A 22,699-nucleotide genomic window follows, 5' to 3' on the forward strand; every position below is an offset into this window, starting at 1 on the left:
CAAAGCATGGCGCCTGGCCGCGCCCCATCCGCGACCAATCGTCCGCCACGCATTTTCATCCGGCGGTTTCGCGGTCCCGAAAAGACGCACCACGCTAAACTATCGCCTCTGCTGAAGTTCAACCCATGCCTTTCCCCCGTCTGGAATCCTCGATGAGCGAATCGGACCTGCCTGTGCCATCCATCCCGAACGCGCGCGATGCCGTGCGCGCACTGCGTCCTTCGCAGATCCGCGAAGTCGCCAACGCCGGTTTCGGCGTCGCCGACGTGCTGCCGTTCTGGTTCGGCGAATCCGACCGCGTCACGCCCGCCTTCATCCGCGACGCTGCTAGCGCGTCGCTCGCGGCCGGTGCGACGTTCTACACGCACAACCTCGGCATCGCGCCGCTGCGCGCCGCGCTGGCGGGCTATGTCAGCGACCTGCACGGCGCGACGTTGGCGCAGCACGTCGCGGTGACGAGCGCGGGCGTGAATGCGCTGATGCTCGCGGCGCAACTCGTGGTGGGCGCGGGCGACCGCGTCGTCGCGGTCACGCCGCTCTGGCCGAATCTGGTCGAGATTCCGAAGATTCTCGGCGCGCATGTCGAAACAGTCGCGCTGGGTTACGGCGAGCGCGGCTGGCAACTCGACCTCGGGCAACTGCTGGCGGCGCTGACCCCGGACACGAAAATGCTGCTGATCAACTCGCCGAACAATCCGACGGGCTGGGTGATGAGCCGCGACGAGCAGCGTGCCGTGCTGGCGCATTGCCGGCGCCACGGCATCTGGATCGTCGCGGACGAAGTCTACGAACGCCTTTACTATGCGGACGCCGAGCCCGGCGCGGCCGGGGCGCCCTCGCGCACGGCGCCGTCATTCCTCGATCTGGCCACCCGGGACGAACGCGTGATCTGCGTCAATTCGTTTTCGAAGGCATGGTTGATGACAGGCTGGCGGCTCGGCTGGATCGTCGCGCCGGCCGTGTTGATGGACGATCTGGGCAAGCTCGTCGAGTACAACACTTCGTGCGCGCCGGCCTTCGTGCAGCAGGCGGGCATTACGGCCATCGAGCAGGGCGAGCGCTTCACGCAGGAACTGGTGCGCGACCTGAAGGCGTCGCGCGACCATCTGGTGAGCGCGCTCGCCTCGGTGCCCGGCGTCGACGTCAAGGCGCCGCCCGGCGCGATGTATCTGTTTTTCTCGATGCCGGGCGCTTCGCGCAGTCTGGAGCTTTGCAAGGCGATGGTGCGTGACGTCGGGCTCGGCGTGGCGCCGGGCAGCGCGTTCGGTCCGCAAGGCGAGGGCTTCGTGCGCTGGTGCTACGCCTGCGACACGGCGCGGCTGGACACCGGCGTCGAGCGCCTGAAGCGGTTCTTGAGGGAACATGCGACGGCACAATGAACACGTGGCGGAAAAGGTGGCTGCCTGAAGCTATTGAGCCAACCAGGCGAAGATCGGCGAAAAAAAGCGGGTTTTTATCAAATTAGGCCCGCTTTTTCACTAAAGCACGTCCGTGAAGCCGGGGTTGGAAAATGCGCGGGGGATTTCGTCTTTACGCACTGATTGTTTTTGCGTAATATGGCGCTCAGTCACGCGGTTCCCTTCAGGAATATCGCTGCTCCGTCCGGCTGGGTTTGGTTCGATTGTCTGTTTCGCCTCCCCCCGGTGCGTGCTCCCATCAATATGACCGATCAGAATCGGGCGAGCGCGTCTTCAGTTCCACATCGTCTGTTTGATCCGGTTCTTTGACCACAGGGTCTGACCTAGCTGCATGAATACCCAAGAGGCGAAGATCGTCCTCGAGACTGCCTTGATCTGCGCGCAGGAGCCGTTAAAGCTCGGCGAGTTGCGCAAGCTCTTTGCCGACGGCGTGTCGGCAGACACCGTTCGGACGTTGCTCGAAGACCTCAAGCAGGACTGGTCTGGGCGCGGTGTGGAGTTGGTCGGGCTGGCGTCGGGCTGGCGATTTCAAAGCAAGCCGGCGATGCGCTCGTATCTGGATCGTTTGCATCCTGAGAAACCGCCGAAATATTCGCGCGCGGTACTCGAAACGCTCGCGATCATTGCATACCGGCAACCGGTGACGCGTGGCGACATTGAAGAGATTCGCGGCGTCACGGTGAATACGCAGGTCGTCAAGCAACTCGAGGATCGCGGCTGGATCGAAGTGATCGGTCATCGTGACGTGCCGGGTCGCCCGGCACTGTACGCGACCACGCGGCAATTCCTCGACGACCTCGGGCTGACGGCGTTGGACGAATTGCCGCCGCTCGCCGATCCGTCGGCGCAGTTGAACGCGGATCTGCTCGGCCAGCACGCAATCGAGTTCGCCGACGCCGATGTCGCTCAGGTTTCGGCTCCGGAAGAAGAGCAGGTGGATTCCGGTGTGGTAGTTGAAGCAGGCGCTGCTGCGGATGAGCTTGTGAGTGTAACTGCCGATAGCGAGCCGGAGAATATTCCGCAAGCCACGAGCGAAGCGCCGCAATCCGACTCCGCCGCCGCAGTTGGCCATGCCGCTGACAGCCCGGTTGGAGCACTGAGCGAGGCGTCAGGAACAGAAATCGCTGACGAGCTTGCTGGAGAGCACGAGACGCAGCACGCTGAGCCGGTGGAATCGGCGCAGGCGGCCGACGCGGCGGTAGAAGTTGCCGCGCAAAACGCATCGGCATCATCCGAAGCGCATACGGACGCCGCTGCCGCGCCGGCCGCGCAGGAACAGACTGAGGCTGCGCACCCGGCGAACGTTGTACCGCAGACCGGCGTCGCCGAGTCCGCAGAGAATCACGATCCGGTCTCCCAGGCCGATCCGGCAATACCCGCGCACGACTCGGGCGTACTCCGCAATACGGAGCACGCCGCCGAGCCGAACCCGACCAAGGCGGCGCACGGCGATCCTGTGGATCGTCGCGATGCGGCGCAGGACGCAGGCATTCTGACCGACGACGAACCCGAGTCGCGCAGCGCCTGACGTAACCGAACTTTTTTTGCCACGCCCGCAACGGGCGTGCGCGACCTGACATTTTGAGGTTGTTTTGACACATACCCACGACACCGATTCGTCCGAATCCGAGCGCGCCGTGCCGTCGGCGCGCGCTGACGAAACGCGCACCAAGCAAGCGTCGGCAGGCGAGGGCGAACGCCCGGCGCAGACCACGGAAGCAGACGGCGAAGACCGTCCGCGCCGCGGCCTGCGTCGCGGCCCGCGCAGCCTGATCGCCCGGCGTCGCGCCGGCGCGAAGACGAAGGGCGCCGAAGGCGCGCCCGCGCAAGGGGCGCCGGTCGTCACCGAGGCGCCGCCGGACGGCGAAGTCGTCGCGCAAGTGCGTATGCCGCGCAAGGACGCGGGCGCCAAGGGTCAAGGGCCGCGCCGCAATGCGGGCGGCGCGAAGCGCGAGGGCGCACCGCGTGACGGTGCGCCGCGCGAAGGTCAGCGTGAAGGTCAACGCGAGCGTCAGCCGCGTGAAGGCGGCCAGCGTCAGAACAGCCGCCGCGGCGGTGAAGCGCCGGCGGCCGCGGCAGTCGCGGGTCAGGACGATCTGTTCTCGTACGTCACATCGCCCGCGTTCGACGCGGACAACAGCACCACCGGCGGCGTGCGCGCGCCGATGCTGCGCCGTGGCAAGCCGGCCGCGCCCAAGCGCGTGCTCGCCGCTGACGACGACGCGCCGAAGCTGCACAAGGTGCTGGCCGAAGCCGGCATGGGTTCGCGCCGCGACATGGAAGAACTGATCGTCGCCGGCCGCGTGTCGGTGAACGGCGAGCCGGCTCACATCGGCCAGCGCATCATGCCGACCGACCAGGTTCGCATCAACGGCAAGCCGGTCAAGCGCAAGCTGGCCAACAAGCCGCCGCGCGTGCTGCTGTATCACAAGCCGACCGGCGAAATCGTCAGCCACGCGGATCCGGAAGGTCGTGCGTCGGTGTTCGACAATCTGCCGCCGATGAAAACCGCCAAGTGGCTCGCGGTCGGCCGTCTCGACTTCAACACCGAAGGTCTGCTGATGCTGACCACGTCGGGCGATCTGGCGAACCGTTTCATGCACCCGCGTTATAGCGTCGAGCGTGAATATGCGGTGCGCGTGGTCGGCGAACTGGCCGAAGGCATGCGTCAGAAGCTGCTGAACGGCGTCGAGCTGGAAGACGGCCCCGCCAACTTCCTGCGTATCCGCGACGGCGGCGGCGAAGGCACGAATCACTGGTATCACGTCGCGCTCGCCGAAGGGCGCAACCGCGAAGTGCGTCGTATGTTTGAGGCGGCCGGCCTGATGGTCAGCCGCCTGATTCGTACCCGTCACGGCCCGATCTCGCTGCCCAAGGGTCTCAAGCGCGGCCGCTGGGAAGAGCTCGAGGACAACCAGGTGCGCGCGCTGATGGCGTCGGTCGGCCTGAAGGCGCCGGCGGAAGACAAGGGTGGTCGCCGGGAAGCGCCGGAGCGCAAGCAGCCGGATCCGATGCAGACGTCGATGGGCTTCATCGGCCGCGAACCCGTGCTGATGTCGCATGGCCGCTTCGACCAGCAACAACCGCGTGGCCAGGGCCAGGGACGGCGAGGTGCGGCGGGCGGTGGCTTCGGTGGTGGTGCGGGCTCAGGTTTCGGCGGTGGTTACGGCAATCGCGGCGGCGCACGTGGCGCCGGTGGGTTCAGTGGCCCGATGGGCGGCGGCGCGGGCGGCCCGCGTGGCGGCCGTGAAGTCGATGGCAATCGCGCACCGTCCGGCAGTGGCAACCGTGCGGCCGGCGGGGGCAAGCGCGCCGGCGGCAGCGGCGCTCCCAATCCAGGCAGCGGCGGCGGCAATCGCGGGCCGGGCGGGAATCGCGGCGGCGCCGGCAACCGTGCGGGCGGCGGCAACGCCGGCGGCGCCAATCGTGGTGGCGGCGCTCCTCGCGGCCGTTCGCGCGGTCGCTAAGCACCACGCCGGTCATGCAATGGCGGTCAGCCGCGGATTTTTTTCAAGGATCTTTTGCCGGCGACCGGCAGAGTCGATCGACGAAAGGCATTGGCCCGGCGCCGCTCACATTTCATGTGACGCATAAAACCACGGTGTAACGGGAAGTGAGGGCGGATTTCATCTGCCCCGCTTGTCCGGTGCAGCTTCAGGGCGGCGTCAGCCGCCTTGCAAAAGCCCCGAAGCGCCGTCATATCGTTGAAAGATTCCCATGAAATCAAGCGGAAAAGCGCGTTGGGCGGCGTTCTGCGGTTTGCGTTTGTCCCGAAAAATGGCTACAATCGCGAAGTCGCTGGGCGTGCGGCTTTTTATGTGCGGCTCAGGTGCGACCACCGGCAATAAGATGATGGGCGTTTAGCCCATTTTTTTTTGCCGCGCAGTTCTCAGTGGTTCGGCATCTCGGGTAGCACGAACGTGCGCCGGCTTGGCGCGCGGCCCGCATTGGTTGTTTGCAAAACAAGCGGCAGGCTCGCTGCGCGAACATCTAAGAGGGCACTGTGCAACTGACGGAACTGATTGAAACCACGGTCGTGGGACTCGGCTACGAGCTCGTCGATCTCGAGCGCACCGGGCGCGGCATGTTGTGTATCTATATCGACCAGCCGGCCGGCATCGCGATCGAAGACTGCGAGAAAGTCACGCGTCAGCTCCAGCACGTTTTGACGGTCGAAAATATCGATTACGAGCGGCTTGAAGTATCGTCGCCGGGGCTCGACCGCCCGCTGAAAAAACTGGCGGATTTTGAACGCTTCGCAGGCAGCGAAGTGGTAATCACATTGAAAAAGCCATTGGACGGACGGAAATCGTACCGGGGCATTCTGCATGCTCCGCAAGACGAGACGATCGGTCTGGAATTTGAAGGGAAGGAAGGCGCCGCGATGCTCGATTTCACGCTCGCGGATATCGATAAGGCACGCCTCGTTCCGAAGTTTGACTTTAGGAGCCGCAAACAATGAGTCGCGAAGTGTTGATGCTGGTGGATGCGCTGGCACGCGAGAAGAACGTCGACAAAGACGTGGTATTTGCCGCGCTCGAGGCGGCCCTCGCTTCGGCCTCCAAGAAACTCTTCGAAGAAGACGCGGATATTCGCGTCCAGATCGATCGTGAAAGCGGCGAACACGAAACGTTTCGACGCTGGAAAGTGGTGCCGGACGAAGCCGGTTTGCAGGAGCCGGATCAGGAAATCCTGCTGTTCGAAGCACGCGAACAGAAGCCCGAGATTCAACTCGACGAGTTCATCGAGGAACCGGTGCCGTCGATCGAATTCGGCCGTATCGGCGCGCAGGCCGCCAAGCAGGTGATCCTGCAGAAGGTGCGCGACGCCGAACGTGAACAGATCCTGAACGACTTCCTCGAGCGCGGCGAGCACATCATGACCGGCTCGGTGAAGCGTCTCGACAAGGGCAACTTCATCGTCGAAACCGGCCGTGTCGAAGCGCTGCTGCGCCGCGACCAGCTTATTCCGAAGGAAAACCTGCGCGTGGGCGACCGCGTGCGCGCCTACATCGCGAAGGTCGATCGCACCGCGCGCGGTCCGCAGATCGAACTGTCGCGTACGGCGCCCGAGTTCCTGATGAAGCTGTTCGAGATGGAAGTGCCGGAAATCGAACAAGGCCTGCTGGAAATCAAGGCGGCCGCGCGCGATCCGGGCGTGCGCGCCAAGATCGGTGTGGTCGCGTACGACAAGCGCATCGATCCGATCGGCACCTGCGTCGGCATTCGCGGTTCGCGCGTGCAGGCGGTGCGTAACGAGCTCGGTGGCGAAAACGTCGACATCGTGCTATGGTCGGAGGATCCCGCACAGTTTGTGATCGGCGCGCTCGCGCCGGCAGCCGTCCAGTCGATCGTCGTCGATGAAGAAAAACATTCGATGGACGTCGTCGTAGACGAAAACGAACTGGCGGTCGCGATCGGCCGCAGCGGCCAGAACGTGCGTCTTGCCAGCGAACTCACCGGCTGGCAGATCAACATCATGACGCCGGACGAATCTGCGCAAAAGCAGAATCAGGAACGTGGCGTTTTGCGTGACCTGTTCATGGCGCGTCTCGATGTCGACGAAGAAGTCGCTGACATCCTGATCGACGAAGGCTTTACGAGCCTCGAAGAGATTGCCTATGTGCCGCTCAACGAAATGCTCGAAATCGAAGCGTTCGACGAAGACACCGTCCACGAACTGCGTAATCGCTCGCGCGACGCGCTGTTGACGCAGGCAATCGCGAATGAAGAAAAGGTCGAAAATGTAGCGCTCGACCTGAAGAGCCTGGACGGCATGGACGCCGACCTGCTCGCCAAGCTGGCCGAACATCAGATCCAGACGCGCGACGAACTCGCCGAGCTGGCTGTGGATGAACTGGTCGAGATGACCGGAATGGAAGAGGATGCCGCTAAGGCGTTGATCATGAAAGCACGTGAACACTGGTTCCAGTGAGAAATGACCATGGCGCACTAAATTGAAGCGGCCGTCAGGCCGCATGACCCGATGCTAACCGCAAGGAATCGGTCCTTGCATTAAGAGGAATGAATGGCGAGTAACAACGTAGCCCAATTTGCCGCGGAACTGAAAATGCCTGCAGGCGTGCTGCTTGAGCAGCTGCAGGCGGCGGGCGTCACAAAAGCGAGCGAAGACGATAGCTTGTCCGAAACGGACAAGGCGCGTCTGCTCGACCACTTGCGCAAGTCTCACGGCTCGACTGATGCTGACAAGCGCAAGATCACGCTGACGAAACGGCATACGTCGGAAATCAAGCAATCCGATGCGACGGGCAAAGCTCGCACCATTCAGGTCGAGGTGCGTAAGAAGCGCACTTTCGTCCGCCGCGACGAAACCTCCGCTGAAAACGGAGATGCATCGAATCATGTGGCTGAGGCCGACATCGACGATCTGGAACTCCAGCGTCGTGAAGAGGAAGCTCGTCACGAAGCCGAGCTGCTCGAAAAGCAGGCTCAGGAGCTGAAGGCGCGTCAGGAACAACTCGAGCGCGAAGAAGCGGAACGTCAGGCGCGCGAAGCGGCTGCTGAAGCCGAGCGTCGCCGCGCCGAAGAAGAAGCCGCGAAGAAGCGTGCTGCGGCCGAGGCGGCAGCTCGCGAGCAGGCGCAGGCTACCAAGCCGGCACAAGCTGCGCAGCCTGCGGCCGCGAAGGCTGAGCCGGTCGCCGCCAAGGCTGCGGAGCCGGCGGTCGCCAAGCAAAGCGAGCAGGACGACGAGCGCGCCGCAGCAGAGCGCGCCGCGCAACGCGAAGCCGCGAAGAAAGCAGAAGACGCAGCGCGTCAGGCTGCTGAAAAAGCGCGTGCCGAGCAGGAACAGATCGCCAAGCGCCGTGCCGCGGCTGAAGCCGAAGCGCGCGCGATTCGCGAAATGATGAACACGCCGCGCAAGGCGCAGGTCAAGGCGCCGGAACCGGCACCGAAGCCCGCTGAGCCGGCCAAGGCCGCGGAAGCGAAGGGCACGCTTCACAAGCCGGCGCGTCCGGCTGGTGAAGCACCGGCGCGTCCGGCAGCCAAGAAGCCGGCAGCTGCGGCTCCGGCAGCCACGACCACGCCTTCCGCCGGCGACAAGAAGAAGCCGGGCGGCGGCAAGGGCGGCTGGCAGGACGACGCCGCGAAGCGCCGCGGCATCAAGACGCGTGGCGATACGAGCGGCGGTGTCGATCGCGGCTGGCGCGGTGGCCCGAAGGGTCGCGGCAAGCATCAGGATCAGAACACCACGTTCCAGGCGCCGACCGAACCGATCGTGCGTGAAGTGCACGTGCCGGAAACCATCACCGTCGCCGATCTGGCGCACAAGATGGCCGTGAAGGCGTCGGAAGTCATCAAGTCGATGATGAAGCTCGGCCAGATGGTCACGATCAACCAGATGCTGGACCAGGAAACGGCGATGATCATCGTCGAGGAACTGGGCCACCACGCGGTTGCGGCCAAGCTGGACGATCCGGAAGCCATGCTGGTCGAAGGCGAGATTTCCGATGCGGAATCGTTGCCGCGTCCGCCGGTCGTCACGGTCATGGGTCACGTCGACCACGGCAAGACGTCGCTGCTCGACTACATCCGCCGCGCCAAGGTTGCAGCGGGCGAAGCGGGCGGGATTACGCAGCACATCGGCGCTTACCACGTCGAAACGCCGCGCGGCGTCATCACGTTCCTCGACACGCCGGGTCACGAAGCCTTTACGGCCATGCGTGCCCGCGGTGCGAAGGCGACCGACATCGTGATTCTGGTGGTTGCAGCCGACGACGGCGTGATGCCGCAAACGAAGGAAGCAATCGCTCACGCGAAGGCAGGCGGCGTGCCGCTCGTCGTCGCGATCAACAAGATCGACAAGCCGGATGCCAATCTGGAACGCGTGAAGCAGGAACTCGTCGCGGAAGGCGTCGTGCCGGAAGAATACGGCGGCGAATCGCCGTTCGTGCCGGTGTCGGCCAAGACCGGCGCGGGCATCGACGATCTGCTGGAAAACGTGCTGCTGCAAGCCGAAGTGCTGGAATTGAAGGCACCGGTCGAAGCACCGGCCAAGGGTCTCGTTATCGAAGCGAAGCTCGACAAGGGTAAGGGTCCGGTTGCAACGATCCTGGTCCAGTCGGGTACGCTGAACCGCGGCGACGTGGTGCTGGCAGGTAGCGCCTACGGTCGCGTGCGAGCCATGCTCGACGAAACCGGCAAGCCGACCAAGTCGGCGGGCCCGTCGATCCCGGTCGAAATTCAGGGTCTGTCGGAAGTCCCGCAGGCAGGCGAAGAAGTCATCGTCATGCCGGACGACCGTAAGGCGCGTGAAGTCGCACTGTTCCGTCAAGGCAAGTTCCGCGACGTCAAGCTGGCCAAGCAACAGGCCGCGAAGCTCGAGAACATGCTGGAGCAGATGGGCGAAGGCGAAGTGGCGTACATGCCGCTCATCGTCAAGGCCGACGTGCAAGGTTCGCAGGAAGCGTTGGTGCAGTCGCTGCTCAAGCTTTCGACCGACGAAGTGCGCGTGCAGATCGTGCACGGCGCCGTGGGTGGCATCAGCGAGTCCGACGTCAACCTGGCAACGGCTTCGAAGGCGGTCATCATCGGCTTCAACACCCGTGCGGACGCGCAGGCGCGCAAGCTGGCGGAAGCCAACGGCGTCGATATTCGCTACTACAACATCATCTATGACGCAGTGGATGAGGTGAAGGCCGCGATGTCGGGCATGCTGGCACCGGAAAAGCGCGAAATCGTCACGGGTACGGTCGAAGTGCGTCAGGTCTTCAAGGTACCGAAGATCGGCGCGGTGGCCGGCTGTATGGTCACGGACGGTTTCGTCAAGCGCTCGTCGTCGGTGCGCGTGCTGCGCAACAACGTCGTCATCTTCACGGGCGAGCTCGATTCGCTCAAGCGCTTCAAGGACGACGTGAAGGAAGTCCGTCAGGGCTTCGAGTGCGGTATGTCGATCAAGAACTTCAACGACATCGTCGAAGGCGATCAGTTCGAAGTCTTCGAGATCACCGAAGTCGCGCGTACGCTGTAATTCACGCGGCACGGCTCTAGGGGCGGAGCGGGCTTTAACGCCCGCTCCGCCCGTTGTTTTTGGGGCCACACGTTTTGTTCGTGTCCGTCGCGCAGAGCGCCTGCGTTCGAGTTTCTTCCGGTCATCCTGGGCCGTTTGAATGCCGCGAGGATAAAGCCCGAAACGCAGCGGCGCGAACCACTTTTTTGCATCCGTCAGAACGGATCACATCACACCATGCCTAAAAAACGTTCTTCACCCAATCGCAACGTGCAGATCGCCGATCAGATCCAGCGCGATCTGTCCGAGCTGCTTCGCGAGGTCAAAGATCCGCGCATCGGCATCGTCACGATTCAAAGCGTCGAACTGACGCCGGACTACGCGCACGCCAAGATCTATTTCACGACGCTCACCGGCGATCCGCAGCAGACGCTCGAGGCGCTCACGCACGCGGCCGGCCATCTGCATAATCAGCTGTTCAAGCGCCTGCATATCCACACCGTGCCGACGCTGCATTTCCATTACGACAAAACGATCGAGCGCGCCGTCGAGATGTCGCGTTTGATCGACGAAGCCAACGCCAATCGCGCGAAAGAAGACTGAACGCGCTGTTTGCCGCGGCGCTCGCTGCCATGCCTGAGCCGCTATGCGCTCAGTGCTGTTTTCCGCACCCTTCGAAGACTTTTGTCTTTCTGACATGACCGCACCTCAACGCCCCCGCGTGCCGCGTCGCGCGCTCGACGGCGTGCTGCTGCTCGACAAGCCGCTCGGCCTGTCGAGCAACGACGCGCTGATTCGCGCGAAGCGTCTCTATCTGGCGAAAAAGGCGGGCCACACCGGCACGCTCGATCCCTTGGCCACAGGCTTGCTGCCGCTCTGTTTCGGCGAAGCCACCAAGTTTTCGCAAGACCTGCTCGAAGCCGACAAGACCTATGAGGCGACCATGCGCCTCGGAATCCGCACGACCACCGGCGACGCCGAAGGCGAGGCGATCGACACGCGTGAAGTCACGTGCGACGAAGCGGCGGTTCAGGCGGTTCTACCGAAGTTCGTCGGCGAAATCACGCAAGTCCCGCCGATGTATTCGGCGCTCAAACGCGATGGCAAGCCGTTATACCAATACGCGCGCGCAGGTCAGACGGTGGAGCGGGAAGGGCGTCAGGTGACGATCCTCGCGCTCGAGATGCTCGCCTGCGCGCTGCCGGACGTAACGTTTCGCGTGACGTGCAGCAAGGGCACGTATGTGCGCACATTGGCCGAGGATATCGGCGAAGCGTTGGGCTGCGGCGCGCATCTGGTGGCGCTGCGGCGCACCGGTGTCGGCGCACTGACGCTCGACAATTCGGTGACGCTCGACGCGTTGTCCGACGCAGCCGAAAGTGAACGCGATGCATGGCTGCAACCGGTCGATGCGTTGCTGTCGACATTCCCGCTGGTGCGGTTGAACGAAGACGAGACCCGCCGCTTCCTGCACGGCCAGCGGTTGAAACTGTCCGAACTGACCATCACGGGCGATGCGGTGAATGCGCCGCGCGTCCGGGTGTACGCGGCGCAAGGGCGTCTGCTTGGCGTCGCCAGACAAGGCGAGGGTGTGCTGGCACCCGAACGGCTGGTCGTCACGACGGCGAGCTGAAAACCATGCAGGTGGCAAGCGCGCGACAAACGCGCTGCAAAGAAAAAGGCGGGACCGCTCAGAAGAAGCGGTCCCGCCTTTTTTATATCGTTCTGCCGGATACGGACTTGCGCCGAAAGCTCAGTGCGCCGCCGCGGCCGCCGCGCCCGCGTCGCCGCCAGCACGTTCTGGCTTCGTGATCCAGATCAACGCGATCAGCGCGATAAAGATGCCGGCGGACACGAAGAACAGGTCGTTCACACCGAGTTGCGCCGCCTGCTGCGTCGCCATCGTGTTGAACAGTCCGTATGCCTGCGGTTGACTGAAGCCCGCCGCGCCCATCTGCCGGATCGACTGGTCGAACACCGGGTTGTACGCGTTGGCCTGTTCGGCCAGTTGCGCGTGATGCATGATCGTGCGGTGATCCCACGCCGTCTGGAAAATCGATGTGCCAATGCCGCCGCACATGATCCGCACGAAATTCGACAGGCCCGACGCCGCCGGAATCCGGTTGCCCGGCAGTCCCGACAGGGTGATCGACACGAGCGGGATGAAGAACCCGGCCATGCCGATCCCTTGAATCAAGGTAGGCACCAGCAGCGAAAACGTATCGACGCCGGTCGTATAACGCGAACGCATCCAGAAACACAGTGCGAACACGAGGAACGACAGGGTCGCGATATAGCGCGGATCGGTGCGCGGCAAAATCTTGCCGGTGATCGGCGACAGCAGCACGGCGAACAGGCCGACCGGCGCCATCACCAAGCCGGCTTCGGTCGCGGTGTAGCCAATGTCGGTTTGCAGCCACAACGGCAGCAGCACCAGATTGCCGAAGTAAAGGCCGTAGCCGATCGACAGCGCGACGGTGCCGCCCGTGAAATTGCGCCGGCTGAACAGCGACAGGTCCACCACCGGGTGCTCGGCCGTCAACTCCCACACGATAAAGAACGCGAGCGCGATCACCGCCACCAGCGCCAGGACGACGACGGTCGTCGACGAAAACCAGTCCAGGTCCTTGCCCTTGTCGAGCATGACCTGCAGCGAGCCAACCCAGACGATCAGGAGGCCTAGACCGACGCCGTCGATCGGCGCTTTTCTAATGACCGAATCGCGATTGCGGAAGATCGTCCACGTGGCCATGGCGGCAATCGCGCCGACCGGAATGTTGACGTAGAAAATCCACGGCCACGAGATGTTGTCCGAGATCCAGCCGCCGAGAATCGGGCCGGCCACCGGCGCGATCAGCGTGGTCATCGCCCACATGGATAACGCCATGGGCGCCTTGGCACGTGGATAGCTTGCGAGCAGCAGCGTTTGCGACAGCGGAATCATCGGACCGGCCACCGCCCCTTGCAACACGCGCGAAGCGAGCAGAAAGGGCAGGGTCGGCGCGAGGCCGCACATCCACGACGAGATCACGAACAGGATGATCGACGCCATGAACAGCCGCACCTGGCCGATGCGTTCGGTCAGCCAGCCGGTGAGCGGCACGGAGATCGCGTTGGCGACCGCGAACGAGGTGATCACCCACGTGCCCTGATCCGACGACACGCCGAGGTCGCCCGAAATCGAGGGAATCGACACATTGGCGATCGACGTGTCGAGCACGTTCATGAAAACGGCGAGCGACACCGCGATGGTGCCGATCACCAGTTGCGCGCCCTCGAGAGGCGGATGAGGGACTTGCGCCTGAGCCTGAGCCATTAAAGAAGCCTTGTCTGAATCGTCGCGTGCCTTACATCACCTTCGCTGCGACAGGCTTCGCGCCGTCGGCCTGGGTCGACTTTTGCGAGCCGCCGTTCGGACCGGCGTTTTGCGAAATGATGCGGGCGATTTCCGCGTCAGCCTGGTCGCCGTACTTCTCGAACACGTTGGTCTGGTAGACCGTGTTCGGCGCCTGGCCGAGCTGGCCGCCGTTGTCGTCCTTGATGCTGACGTCGGCTTGCATGGACAGGCCGATCCGCAGCGGATGCTGCTCCAGTTCCTTCGGATCGAGCGCGATCCGCACCGGCAGACGCTGCACCACCTTGATCCAGTTGCCGGTCGCGTTCTGCGCGGGCAACAGCGAGAACGCCGAACCCGTGCCCGCCGAGAAGCCGACCACCTTGCCGTGGTACACCACCGACGAACCGTACACGTCGGCCGTCAGTTCGACCGGCTGGCCGATGCGCATGTGCTTGAGTTGTACTTCCTTGAAGTTCGCGTCGACCCACACGCCGCCGAGCGGCACGATCGCCATCAACGGGGTGCCTGGGGAGACGCGCTGGCCGACTTGCACCGAGCGCTTGGCCACGTAGCCCGTGACCGGCGCCGGCAGGTTGTTACGCGCGTTGTTCAGGTACGCGTCGCGGACCTTCGCGGCGGCGGCCTGCACGTTCGGGTGATTCGCGATCGTGGTGTTGGCGGTCAGCGCGCGGTTCGAGTTCAACTGCTGCTGGGCGGCATCGACGGCGGCTTGCGCACTCTTCACGGCGTCGCGGGCATGCGAGATTTCTTCCTGCGACACGGCGCCGGTTTGCGCGACCGTCAAACGGCGCTTCAGGTCGTCCTGGGCGCGCGACAGGTCGGCCTGGCGCTGGGCGACTTGTGCCTGGTATTGATTGTCGTCGGCGAACAGGCCGCGCACCTGACGCACCGTCTGCGCGAGGTTCGCTTCGGCCTGATCGAGCGCGACGCGGGCGTCGGCCGGATCGAGCACGACGAGCGGGTCGCCCGCCTTCACCGTTTGCGTGTCGTCCGCGTTCACGGCGACGACCGTGCCGGTAACTTGCGGCGTGATCTGCACGACGTTGCCGTTCACGTACGCGTCGTCGGTGTCTTCATGGAAGCGCGCGACGAGGAAGTAGTAAAAGCCGTAGGCGATCGCGGCGATCAGAATCACGATGACGAGCAGCGTCATCATGAGTTTGCGTTTGCCGTTGTTCGCCGGGGGTTGTGCCGGCGGTTGCGTCGGCTGCGGGGCCGACTGGGTCGGCTGGGTCGGCTGGGTCGGCTGAGTCGTAGCCGCGGGCTGTTGGGTGGTGCTCATTAATGTGCTCCGGGTTCTTTCAGACGTCGTCGTTTATTCGGATGTTTATGCGTGTGTTCGATCTGGCGTGGTTCGCGCGCTCAGTTCGCAGCGGTGGTCGCGGCGGAGGCCGATGCCGGAGCATCGGTCGGCACCACGAGGCCGGTCTGCGTCGCGTCGAAGCCGCCGCCGAGCGCCTTGATGAGCCCGATCTGCATGTCGCGGCGGCGCATCTTGAGGCCGGTCACCGTCTGGTCGGCGGCAAGGCGGTTCTGGTCGGCGGTCAGCACCTGCAACTGCGGCGACAAACCGGCCTTGTAGCGGATCACAGCCAGCTCATATGCCTTGGTCGACGCGTCGAGCGCGCGTTGTGCGTCGCCTTGCTGCTGGTCGATCGAACGGATCGACGACACTTGCGTCGCGACGTCCGCGAGGGCGCTGATGAGCGTCTGGTTGTAGTTCGCCACGTCCAGGTCGAAGTCGGCGAAGCGGCCCTTCAGCTGCGAGCGCAGCGCGCCGGCGTCGAAGATCGGCAGGTGAATGGCCGGGCCGAATTGCATCTGGCGACTGCTGGATTTAAGGAAGCGGCCCCAGCCGAACGCGTCGAAACCGAAGCCGGCCGCGAGGTTCACGTCAGGGAAGAATTCGGCTTTGGCTTCCTTCACGTCGTGCATCGCGGCTTCGACTTGCCAGCGCGCGGCGACGATATCCGCGCGGCGCGCGATGAGGTCGGCGGGCAGGTTGTCCGGCAGCACCACCACGTTGCCGTTGGTCAGCGCGGGCTGCGCGATCTGCAGGCCGCGATCCGGACCCTTGCCGAGCAGTGCGCCCAGTTGATAGCGCACGACCGTGATCTGACCGTCGAGGTCGGTCAAATTGGACTGGCTGGTCGCAATGTTGCCGTTCGCGGTTTGCCGTTCGACATTGGTGTCGAGGCCGGCCGTCACGCGGCCGTTGGTGATGCGGCCGATATCCTGGCGGTTGGCGATTTCGCGCGCGGCGATGTCGCGGAACGCGTACAGCTGCGCGAGCTGGTTATACGTGCTCGCCACCGACGCCGCGAGCGTCACGCGCGCCTGCTGCATATCGGCCTCAGCGGCCTTTTCCTGCGACACGGCCTGACCCAGCCGCTCACGATTCTTGCCCCACAGATCCAGATCCCACGACGCACTGGCCAGCACGTTGTTCTCGCTATACCAGGTGCCGCCGTACGGAGGCGGGTAGAGCGCGTTGGCCGAGAACAGTTCGCGGGTCCACGAATAGCTGCCGTTCACCTTCGGGTACAGCGCCGCGCGCGAGCTCTCGATATACGACGAGGCCTTGGCAAGACGCGCTTGCGCCTGCGCGATCGACGGGCTGCCTTCCAGCGCTTCGGCGATCAGCTTGGGCAGTTGCGGGTCGCCGAACTGGTTGGCCCAATCGAGCGACGGCCACTGGCCGCCCTGACCGGCGAGGCTCTGGGCGGACTCGTACTGAGCGGGCGACGAGATCTGCTTGTCGCTTTTCATACCGAAGTAGTTCGCGCACCCCGTGAGGGCGAGCGCCGTCACCACTGCGGCGACGGCGGCCCGGCTCGAAAGCGCGGGCGCGGACAGGGAAAGGGATTTCATCGCTCGACTCTTTGAGTGGAATGTAATGATGGACACTGCAAGCAATTTCTTACGATTTGCTGTCAAAATTGCTTGCTGCATCACGGGTTAGTCCCGTTTGATCGCCGGAGTTGACGAGCACGCGACGCAGCATGCTCTTCAGAAAACCTACTTCTTCCGGGGTGAAGCCGCCTAGCAGACTGTCCAGCACGCCGGTGAAAATAGCCGGCATTTTGGCGGCGATGGCGTGACCTTCCGGCGTCAGCGCGAGGCGCACGACTCGTCGGTCTTCATTGCTGCGAACCCGCGTCAGCAGACCGCGTTTCTCCAACCGGTCGATCAACCGCGTGACGGCGCTCGCGTCGATGCCGTATTCACGGGCCAGTTCCGCCGCCAGCAGGCATTTGCCGCTGGCCACCATAAACAGGATGCTGCCCTGCTGGCTGGTGATGCCGAGTTCGGCCATGCTGCGTTGGGTGACCAGGTTCGACAGGGTCGATTTCACTCGCGAGATCAGATAGCCGACGCTTTCGCCTAGCTGGTATTCGCTGATCTCCGGCGGGGGTGTAGCGGACGGCTCCGTCATGATTCTCGTGCGAATGCAATGGTTGACTAGGCAGGATTATAGAGGTCGGTTGGTTGACGCGGCAAGTGTTATTACAGCTTAGGCAAGGAACTTTCTCCGCTCAAGTCATAATCCGCGTGATTTTGCGTAGGATTTCGCCCGCGTGCTTACGTTTCATTTCTGATGGCCGCTGCGCCGCCGACCCCGGCCCTATCAGGGAATACCAGAAAGCTTCATTTGCACGTGCTACAATATTGGGTTCCCAAAAGTGCGCTTTGGGCTTTGTTGGTTTCGTTCACACAATGCTGCTGCTGGCGCACTCAACTGTCTCCAGGTTCCTATGACTCGCGCCCTACGCAACATCGCCATCATTGCTCACGTCGACCACGGCAAGACCACGCTCGTCGACCAGCTCCTCCGCCAGACCGCCACGTTCCGTGACAACCAGCAGATCGCTGAGCGCGTGATGGACTCGAACGACATCGAAAAAGAACGTGGCATCACGATCCTTTCGAAGAACTGCGCGGTCGAGTACGAAGGCACGCACATCAACATCGTCGACACGCCGGGCCACGCCGACTTCGGCGGCGAAGTGGAGCGCGTGCTGTCGATGGTCGACTCGGTGCTGCTGCTGGTCGACGCCGTCGAAGGCCCGATGCCGCAAACGCGCTTCGTGACCAAAAAGGCGCTGGCGCTCGGCCTGAAGCCGATCGTCGTGATCAACAAGGTGGACCGTCCGGGCGCGCGTATCGACTGGGTGATCAACCAGACGTTCGACCTGTTCGACAAACTCGGCGCCACCGACGAACAACTCGACTTCCCGATCGTCTACGCATCGGGCTTGAATGGCTACGCGGGCTTGACCCCGGACGTGCGTGAAGGCGACATGCGCCCGCTGTTCGAAGCCGTGCTGCAACACGTGCCGGTTCGCCCGGCCGATCCGTCGGCTCCGCTGCAACTGCAGATCACGTCGCTGGACTACTCGTCGTATGTCGGCCGTATCGGCGTGGGCCGCATCACGCGCGGCACGATCAAGCCGGGCATGTCGGTCGCCGTGCGTTCGGGTCCTGACGGCGCGATTCTGAATCGCAAGATCAACCAGGTGCTGTCGTTCAAGGGTCTCGAGCGCGTGCAGGTCGACTCGGCTGAAGCCGGCGACATCGTGCTGATCAACGGTATCGAAGAAATCGGCATCGGCGTGACCATCTGCGCACCGGAACAACCGGAAGCGCTGCCCATGATCACTGTCGACGAACCGACGCTGACCATGAACTTCCTCGTCAATTCGTCGCCGCTGGCCGGCCGCGAAGGCAAGTTCGTCACGAGCCGTCAGATCCGTGACCGCCTGATGAAGGAACTGAACCACAACGTCGCGCTGCGCGTGAAGGAAACCGGCGACGAAACCACGTTCGAAGTGGCAGGCCGCGGTGAACTGCACCTGACCATTCTGGTGGAAAACATGCGCCGCGAAGGCTACGAGCTGGCTGTGTCGCGTCCGCGCGTGGTGATGACGGAAGTCGACGGCGTGAAGCACGAGCCGTACGAAAACCTGACGGTCGACATGGAAGACGGCCACCAGGGCGGCGTGATGGAAGAACTGGGCCGCCGCAAGGGCGAAATGCTCGACATGGCGTCGGACGGTCGTGGCCGTACGCGCCTCGAGTACCGTATTTCGGCGCGCGGCCTGATCGGCTTCCAGTCGGAATTCCTCACGCTCACGCGCGGCACGGGCCTGATGAGCCACACGTTCGACTCGTATCAGCCGGTCAAGGAAGGCGCGGTCGGCGAGCGTCGCAATGGCGTGCTGATTTCGCAGGACGACGGCGCGGCAGTCGCGTACGCACTGTGGAAGCTGCAGGATCGCGGCCGTATGTTCGTGTCGCCGGGCGAGCCGCTGTACGAAGGCATGATCATCGGCATTCACAGCCGTGACAACGACCTGGTCGTGAACCCGATCAAGGGCAAGCAGCTGACCAACGTCCGTTCGTCGGGTACGGACGAGGCAGTGCGCCTCGTGCCGCCGATCCAGATGTCGCTGGAATACGCGGTCGAGTTCATCGACGACGACGAACTGGTCGAAGTTACGCCGCAGTCCATCCGTCTGCGCAAGCGTTACCTGAAGGAACACGAGCGTCGCAGCGCGAGCCGCAAGGGCGCGGTGGACTAAGCAGGCGGACATCGGCTTTGGCCGGTGCAGCGCACGCTAGCAGTCAGGCAAAAGCCACCTTCGGGTGGCTTTTGTCGTTTCCGGCCTTCTGGTCGCCGCCGATATGCCGCGCCTGGCGCCGCTTTGACCGTTTGTCCCCGATTTCCGCAGAAGACTGTTGCGACTCCCGAAAGTGGCCCGAAAGCCCGTCGCGACGGGCTTCAGCGGCAATCCGTCTGCTATCTGCGCTATCCGTTCTGTGATATGCTCCCCGGGTGCAAAGTTTTAGGTCCTTCCAAGCAAGACTTGATTCGCGCAATCCGCTAAACGGTCAGGCCGTGTCGCGGAAGGTTCTGTAACCCGCTATTTCTCGAGAAACTCGAAGAAAGGTGAGCGTAAAAATGATGAAGCAATTCCAGTCGAACTCTTATCTGTTCGGCGGCAATGCTCCGTACGTAGAAGAAATGTACGAAGCGTATCTCGATAATCCGGCGTCAGTGCCCGAGAACTGGCGCAGCTATTTCGACGCGTTGCAGAACGTTCCTGCATCGGATGGCAGCAATGCCAACGACGTGGCCCATGGCCCGATCGTCGAATCGTTTGCACAACGGGCCAAGGCTAATGCCTTCATCCCGCGCACGGCAGCCGGCGGCGAAGATCTCGCTACCGCTCGCAAGCAGGTCTATGTGCAGTCCCTCATCGGCGCATATCGCTTCCTCGGCTCGCAATGGGCCAATCTCGATCCCCTGAAGCGCCGCGAACGTCCCGCTATTCCCGAACTCGAACCCGCGTTCTACGACTTCACCGAAGCCGACATGGACCAGGAGTTCAGCGCCACGAATCTGTATTTCGGATTTGAGCGCGCGTCGCTGCGTGAGATCGTCAAGGCTCTGCGCGACACGTACTGCGGCACGATCGGCGCCGAGTACATGTACATCAGCGATCCGGAACAGAAGCGCTGGTGGAAAGAGCGGCTCGAGTCGATCCGCTCCACGCCGAACTTTTCGAACGAAAAGAAAAAGCACATCCTGAATCGCCTGACGGCCGCTGAAGGCCTCGAGCGCTTCCTGCACACCAAGTACGTCGGCCAGAAACGCTTCTCGCTCGAAGGCGGCGAAAGCTTCATCGCGTCGATGGACGAAGTGGTGCGTCATGGCGGCGCCAACGGCGTTCAGGAAATCGTCATCGGCATGGCTCACCGTGGCCGTCTGAACGTGCTGGTCAATACGCTCGGCAAGATGCCGGCTGACCTGTTCGCCGAATTCGAAGGCAAGCACCACGACGACCTGCCGGCCGGCGACGTGAAGTACCACAAGGGTTTCTCGTCGGACGTCTCGACCGAAGGCGGCCCGGTTCACCTGTCGCTCGCGTTCAATCCGTCGCACCTCGAAATCGTCAACCCTGTGGTCGAAGGCTCGGCGAAGGCCCGTATGGACCGTCGCGGCGACGACAGCGGCCTGCAGGTGCTGCCGGTGCAGATCCACGGCGACGCGGCTTTCGCGGGCCAGGGCGTGGTGATGGAAACGCTGAACCTCGCGCAAACGCGCGGTTACGGCACGCACGGCACGCTGCATATCGTCATCAACAACCAGATCGGCTTCACGACGTCGGACCCGCGCGACTCGCGCTCCACGTTGTATTGCTCGGACGTCGTCAAGATGATCGAAGCGCCGGTGCTGCACGTGAACGGCGACGATCCCGAAGCGGTCGTGCTGGCTACGCAACTGGCGATCGACTTCCGGATGCAGTTCCACAAGGACGTCGTTGTCGACATCGTCTGCTTCCGCAAGCTGGGCCACAACGAGCAGGACACGCCGGCAGTCACGCAGCCGCTGATGTACAAGACGATCGCCAAGCACCCGGGCACGCGCGCACTCTATGCTGAAAAGCTGGTGCAGCAAGGCGTGATCACCGCGGAAGAAGGCGAGGAGTTCGTCAAGGCCTACCGCAAGGCCATGGACGAAGGCCACCACACGGTCGATCCGGTGCTCTCGAACTACAAGAGCAAGTACGCGGTGGACTGGGTGCCGTTCCTGAACCGAAAGTGGACCGACGCTGCGGACACCGCAGTGCCGCTCGCGGAACTGAAGCGTCTGGCCGAGCGCGTCACCACGGTGCCGGAAAACTTCAAGGTTCACCCGCTGGTCGAGCGCGTTCTCAACGACCGTCGCGCGATGGGCCGTGGTGAAGCGAAGCTCGACTGGGGCATGGGCGAACACCTGGCTTTCGCGTCGCTGGTTGCGTCGGGTTATGCAGTGCGCCTGACCGGTCAGGATTCGGGCCGCGGCACGTTCACGCACCGTCACGCGGTGCTGCACGATCAGAACCGCGAACGCTGGAACGACGGCACGTATGTGCCGCTGCAGAACATCGCCGAAGGTCAGGCGAAGTTCACGGTGATCGACTCGGTGCTGTCGGAAGAAGCGGTGCTGGGCTTTGAATACGGTTACTCGACCGCTGAACCGAATACGTTCGTCGCGTGGGAAGCGCAGTTCGGCGACTTCGTGAACGGCGCGCAAGTCGTGATCGACCAGTTCATCTCGTCGGGCGAAGTGAAGTGGGGCCGTGTTTCGGGTCTCACCATGCTGCTGCCGCACGGCTACGAAGGTCAGGGTCCGGAGCACTCGTCGGCACGTATCGAACGTTTCCTGCAATTGTGCGCGGACCACAACATGCAGGTCGTTCAACCGACCACGCCGGCGCAGATTTTCCACCTGTTGCGCCGTCAGATGATCCGCCTGTTCCGCAAGCCGCTGATCGTCGCCACGCCGAAGTCGCTGCTGCGTCACAAGGAAGCCGTGTCGGACCTTTCCGAACTGGCAAAGGGCGCGTTCCAGCCGATCCTCGGCGAAGTCGACGAAGCCATCGACGCGAAGAAGGTCAAGCGCGTGATCGCCTGCTCGGGCCGCGTGTATTACGACCTGCTGGCGCATCGCCGCGAATCGAAGTCGAACGACGTCGCGATCATCCGTATCGAACAGCTCTATCCGTTCGCGCACAAGCAGTTCGAAGCGGAAATGAAGAAGTACGACAACGCGACCGAAGTGGTCTGGGTGCAGGACGAGCCGCAGAATCAGGGCCCGTGGTTCTACATCGAGCACCACCTGAAGGACGGCATGAAGGAAGGGCAGAAGCTGGCATACAGCGGACGTCCGGCTTCGGCCTCGCCGGCAGTCGGCTACTACGCGAAGCACTACGAGCAGCAGAAGGCGCTGGTCGAAGGCGCTTTCGGCCGCCTCAAGAGCGCGTCGATCGCTAAATAATCACAAGAGCTGAACCGGGAAAGCGCAGGGCGCTTTCCCGTGCCGCATCTGAAAGATCAGCGCGGCAGTCAAGGTTCGCAGGCGGTGACGGGTCCATGGATCGCGCGCCGTCACCCGATACGTATTCAGGAT

Annotated in this window: 13 protein-coding genes and 1 pseudogene; 10 read left to right on the forward strand and 4 right to left on the reverse strand. The window is 63.3% G+C overall.

What is annotated here, in order from left to right:
- Window positions 1-152: 152 nt before the first annotated feature.
- The 8 genes from B0G80_RS01075 (at window position 153) to truB (ending at window position 12,018) form a co-directional block, all read left to right on the forward strand.
- On the forward strand, window positions 153-1,379 hold the full coding sequence (locus B0G80_RS01075; RefSeq protein ID WP_116116660.1) for a pyridoxal phosphate-dependent aminotransferase: 1,227 nt from the start codon (window positions 153-155) through the stop codon (window positions 1,377-1,379).
- A 370-nt stretch (window positions 1,380-1,749) separates the two neighbouring features.
- Window positions 1,750-2,946 carry an SMC-Scp complex subunit ScpB gene (scpB, locus tag B0G80_RS01080; protein WP_116116661.1) on the forward strand — a complete coding sequence of 399 codons (1,197 nt, stop codon included), beginning with the start codon at window positions 1,750-1,752 and terminating at the stop codon, window positions 2,944-2,946.
- Between the two features lie 64 nt (window positions 2,947-3,010).
- Window positions 3,011-4,885: a 23S rRNA pseudouridine(2605) synthase RluB gene (rluB, locus tag B0G80_RS01085; protein WP_116116662.1), complete on the forward strand. Its 1,875-nt coding sequence runs from the start codon at window positions 3,011-3,013 to the stop codon at window positions 4,883-4,885.
- A 536-nt stretch (window positions 4,886-5,421) separates the two neighbouring features.
- On the forward strand, window positions 5,422-5,880 hold the full coding sequence (gene rimP / locus B0G80_RS01090) for a ribosome maturation factor RimP (protein ID WP_106284567.1): 459 nt from the start codon (window positions 5,422-5,424) through the stop codon (window positions 5,878-5,880).
- A complete protein-coding gene (gene nusA, locus B0G80_RS01095; protein ID WP_012432652.1) occupies window positions 5,877-7,352 on the forward strand; it encodes a transcription termination factor NusA in 1,476 nt (491 codons plus the stop codon). Before rimP ends, nusA begins: the two co-directional genes overlap by 4 nt.
- 93 nt (window positions 7,353-7,445) lie before the next feature.
- Window positions 7,446-10,406: a translation initiation factor IF-2 gene (gene infB, locus B0G80_RS01100; RefSeq protein WP_116116663.1), complete on the forward strand. Its 2,961-nt coding sequence runs from the start codon at window positions 7,446-7,448 to the stop codon at window positions 10,404-10,406.
- 216 nt (window positions 10,407-10,622) lie between these two features.
- Entirely contained in the window at window positions 10,623-10,988 is a 366-nt protein-coding gene (gene rbfA, locus B0G80_RS01105) for a 30S ribosome-binding factor RbfA (RefSeq protein ID WP_007182294.1), read from the forward strand.
- 94 nt (window positions 10,989-11,082) lie between these two features.
- Window positions 11,083-12,018 carry a tRNA pseudouridine(55) synthase TruB gene (truB, locus tag B0G80_RS01110; RefSeq protein ID WP_116119464.1) on the forward strand — a complete coding sequence of 312 codons (936 nt, stop codon included), beginning with the start codon at window positions 11,083-11,085 and terminating at the stop codon, window positions 12,016-12,018.
- A gap of 120 nt (window positions 12,019-12,138) precedes the next feature.
- On the opposite strand, the pseudogene B0G80_RS01115 reads toward truB, so the two are convergent.
- The 4 genes and pseudogenes from B0G80_RS01115 to B0G80_RS01130 all read right to left on the reverse strand — a co-directional run.
- Window positions 12,139-13,713 (reverse strand): annotated as a pseudogene (locus tag B0G80_RS01115) (DHA2 family efflux MFS transporter permease subunit); the annotation flags it as partial.
- A 19-nt stretch (window positions 13,714-13,732) separates the two neighbouring features.
- Complete coding sequence (locus B0G80_RS01120) at window positions 13,733-15,025, reverse strand: EmrA/EmrK family multidrug efflux transporter periplasmic adaptor subunit (protein ID WP_181919885.1); 1,293 nt, start codon at window positions 15,023-15,025, stop codon at window positions 13,733-13,735.
- A gap of 80 nt (window positions 15,026-15,105) precedes the next feature.
- A complete protein-coding gene (locus B0G80_RS01125) occupies window positions 15,106-16,614 on the reverse strand; it encodes an efflux transporter outer membrane subunit (RefSeq protein ID WP_116116665.1) in 1,509 nt (502 codons plus the stop codon).
- A 49-nt stretch (window positions 16,615-16,663) separates the two neighbouring features.
- Window positions 16,664-17,179, reverse strand: coding sequence for a MarR family winged helix-turn-helix transcriptional regulator (locus tag B0G80_RS01130; protein WP_106284572.1), 516 nt, complete (start codon window positions 17,177-17,179; stop codon window positions 16,664-16,666).
- A gap of 319 nt (window positions 17,180-17,498) precedes the next feature.
- Between B0G80_RS01130 and typA the strand changes: the two genes are divergently transcribed.
- Window positions 17,499-19,325, forward strand: a complete 1,827-nt coding sequence (typA, locus tag B0G80_RS01135; RefSeq protein WP_007182288.1) for a translational GTPase TypA — start codon at window positions 17,499-17,501, stop codon at window positions 19,323-19,325.
- A gap of 380 nt (window positions 19,326-19,705) precedes the next feature.
- Window positions 19,706-22,567 carry a 2-oxoglutarate dehydrogenase E1 component gene (locus B0G80_RS01140; protein ID WP_106284573.1) on the forward strand — a complete coding sequence of 954 codons (2,862 nt, stop codon included), beginning with the start codon at window positions 19,706-19,708 and terminating at the stop codon, window positions 22,565-22,567.
- Window positions 22,568-22,699: the final 132 nt, after the last annotated feature.

Origin of the sequence: Paraburkholderia sp. BL6669N2, assembly GCF_003387275.1 — a bacterium.
GTDB lineage: Bacteria > Pseudomonadota > Gammaproteobacteria > Burkholderiales > Burkholderiaceae > Paraburkholderia.

Bases quoted from the DNA above. Each gene is read 5' to 3' on its own strand.
- B0G80_RS01130 (WP_106284572.1), bottom strand. From the start codon at position 17,179: ATGACGGAGCCGTCCGCTACACCCCCGCCGGAGATCAGCGAATACCAG.
- truB (WP_116119464.1), top strand. From the start codon at position 11,083: ATGACCGCACCTCAACGCCCCCGCGTGCCGCGTCGCGCGCTCGACGGC.
- B0G80_RS01140 (WP_106284573.1), top strand. From the start codon at position 19,706: ATGATGAAGCAATTCCAGTCGAACTCTTATCTGTTCGGCGGCAATGCT.
- B0G80_RS01125 (WP_116116665.1), bottom strand. From the start codon at position 16,614: ATGAAATCCCTTTCCCTGTCCGCGCCCGCGCTTTCGAGCCGGGCCGCC.
- nusA (WP_012432652.1), top strand. From the start codon at position 5,877: ATGAGTCGCGAAGTGTTGATGCTGGTGGATGCGCTGGCACGCGAGAAG.
- infB (WP_116116663.1), top strand. From the start codon at position 7,446: ATGGCGAGTAACAACGTAGCCCAATTTGCCGCGGAACTGAAAATGCCT.
- B0G80_RS01120 (WP_181919885.1), bottom strand. From the start codon at position 15,025: ATGAGCACCACCCAACAGCCCGCGGCTACGACTCAGCCGACCCAGCCG.
- rbfA (WP_007182294.1), top strand. From the start codon at position 10,623: ATGCCTAAAAAACGTTCTTCACCCAATCGCAACGTGCAGATCGCCGAT.
- scpB (WP_116116661.1), top strand. From the start codon at position 1,750: ATGAATACCCAAGAGGCGAAGATCGTCCTCGAGACTGCCTTGATCTGC.
- typA (WP_007182288.1), top strand. From the start codon at position 17,499: ATGACTCGCGCCCTACGCAACATCGCCATCATTGCTCACGTCGACCAC.
- B0G80_RS01075 (WP_116116660.1), top strand. From the start codon at position 153: ATGAGCGAATCGGACCTGCCTGTGCCATCCATCCCGAACGCGCGCGAT.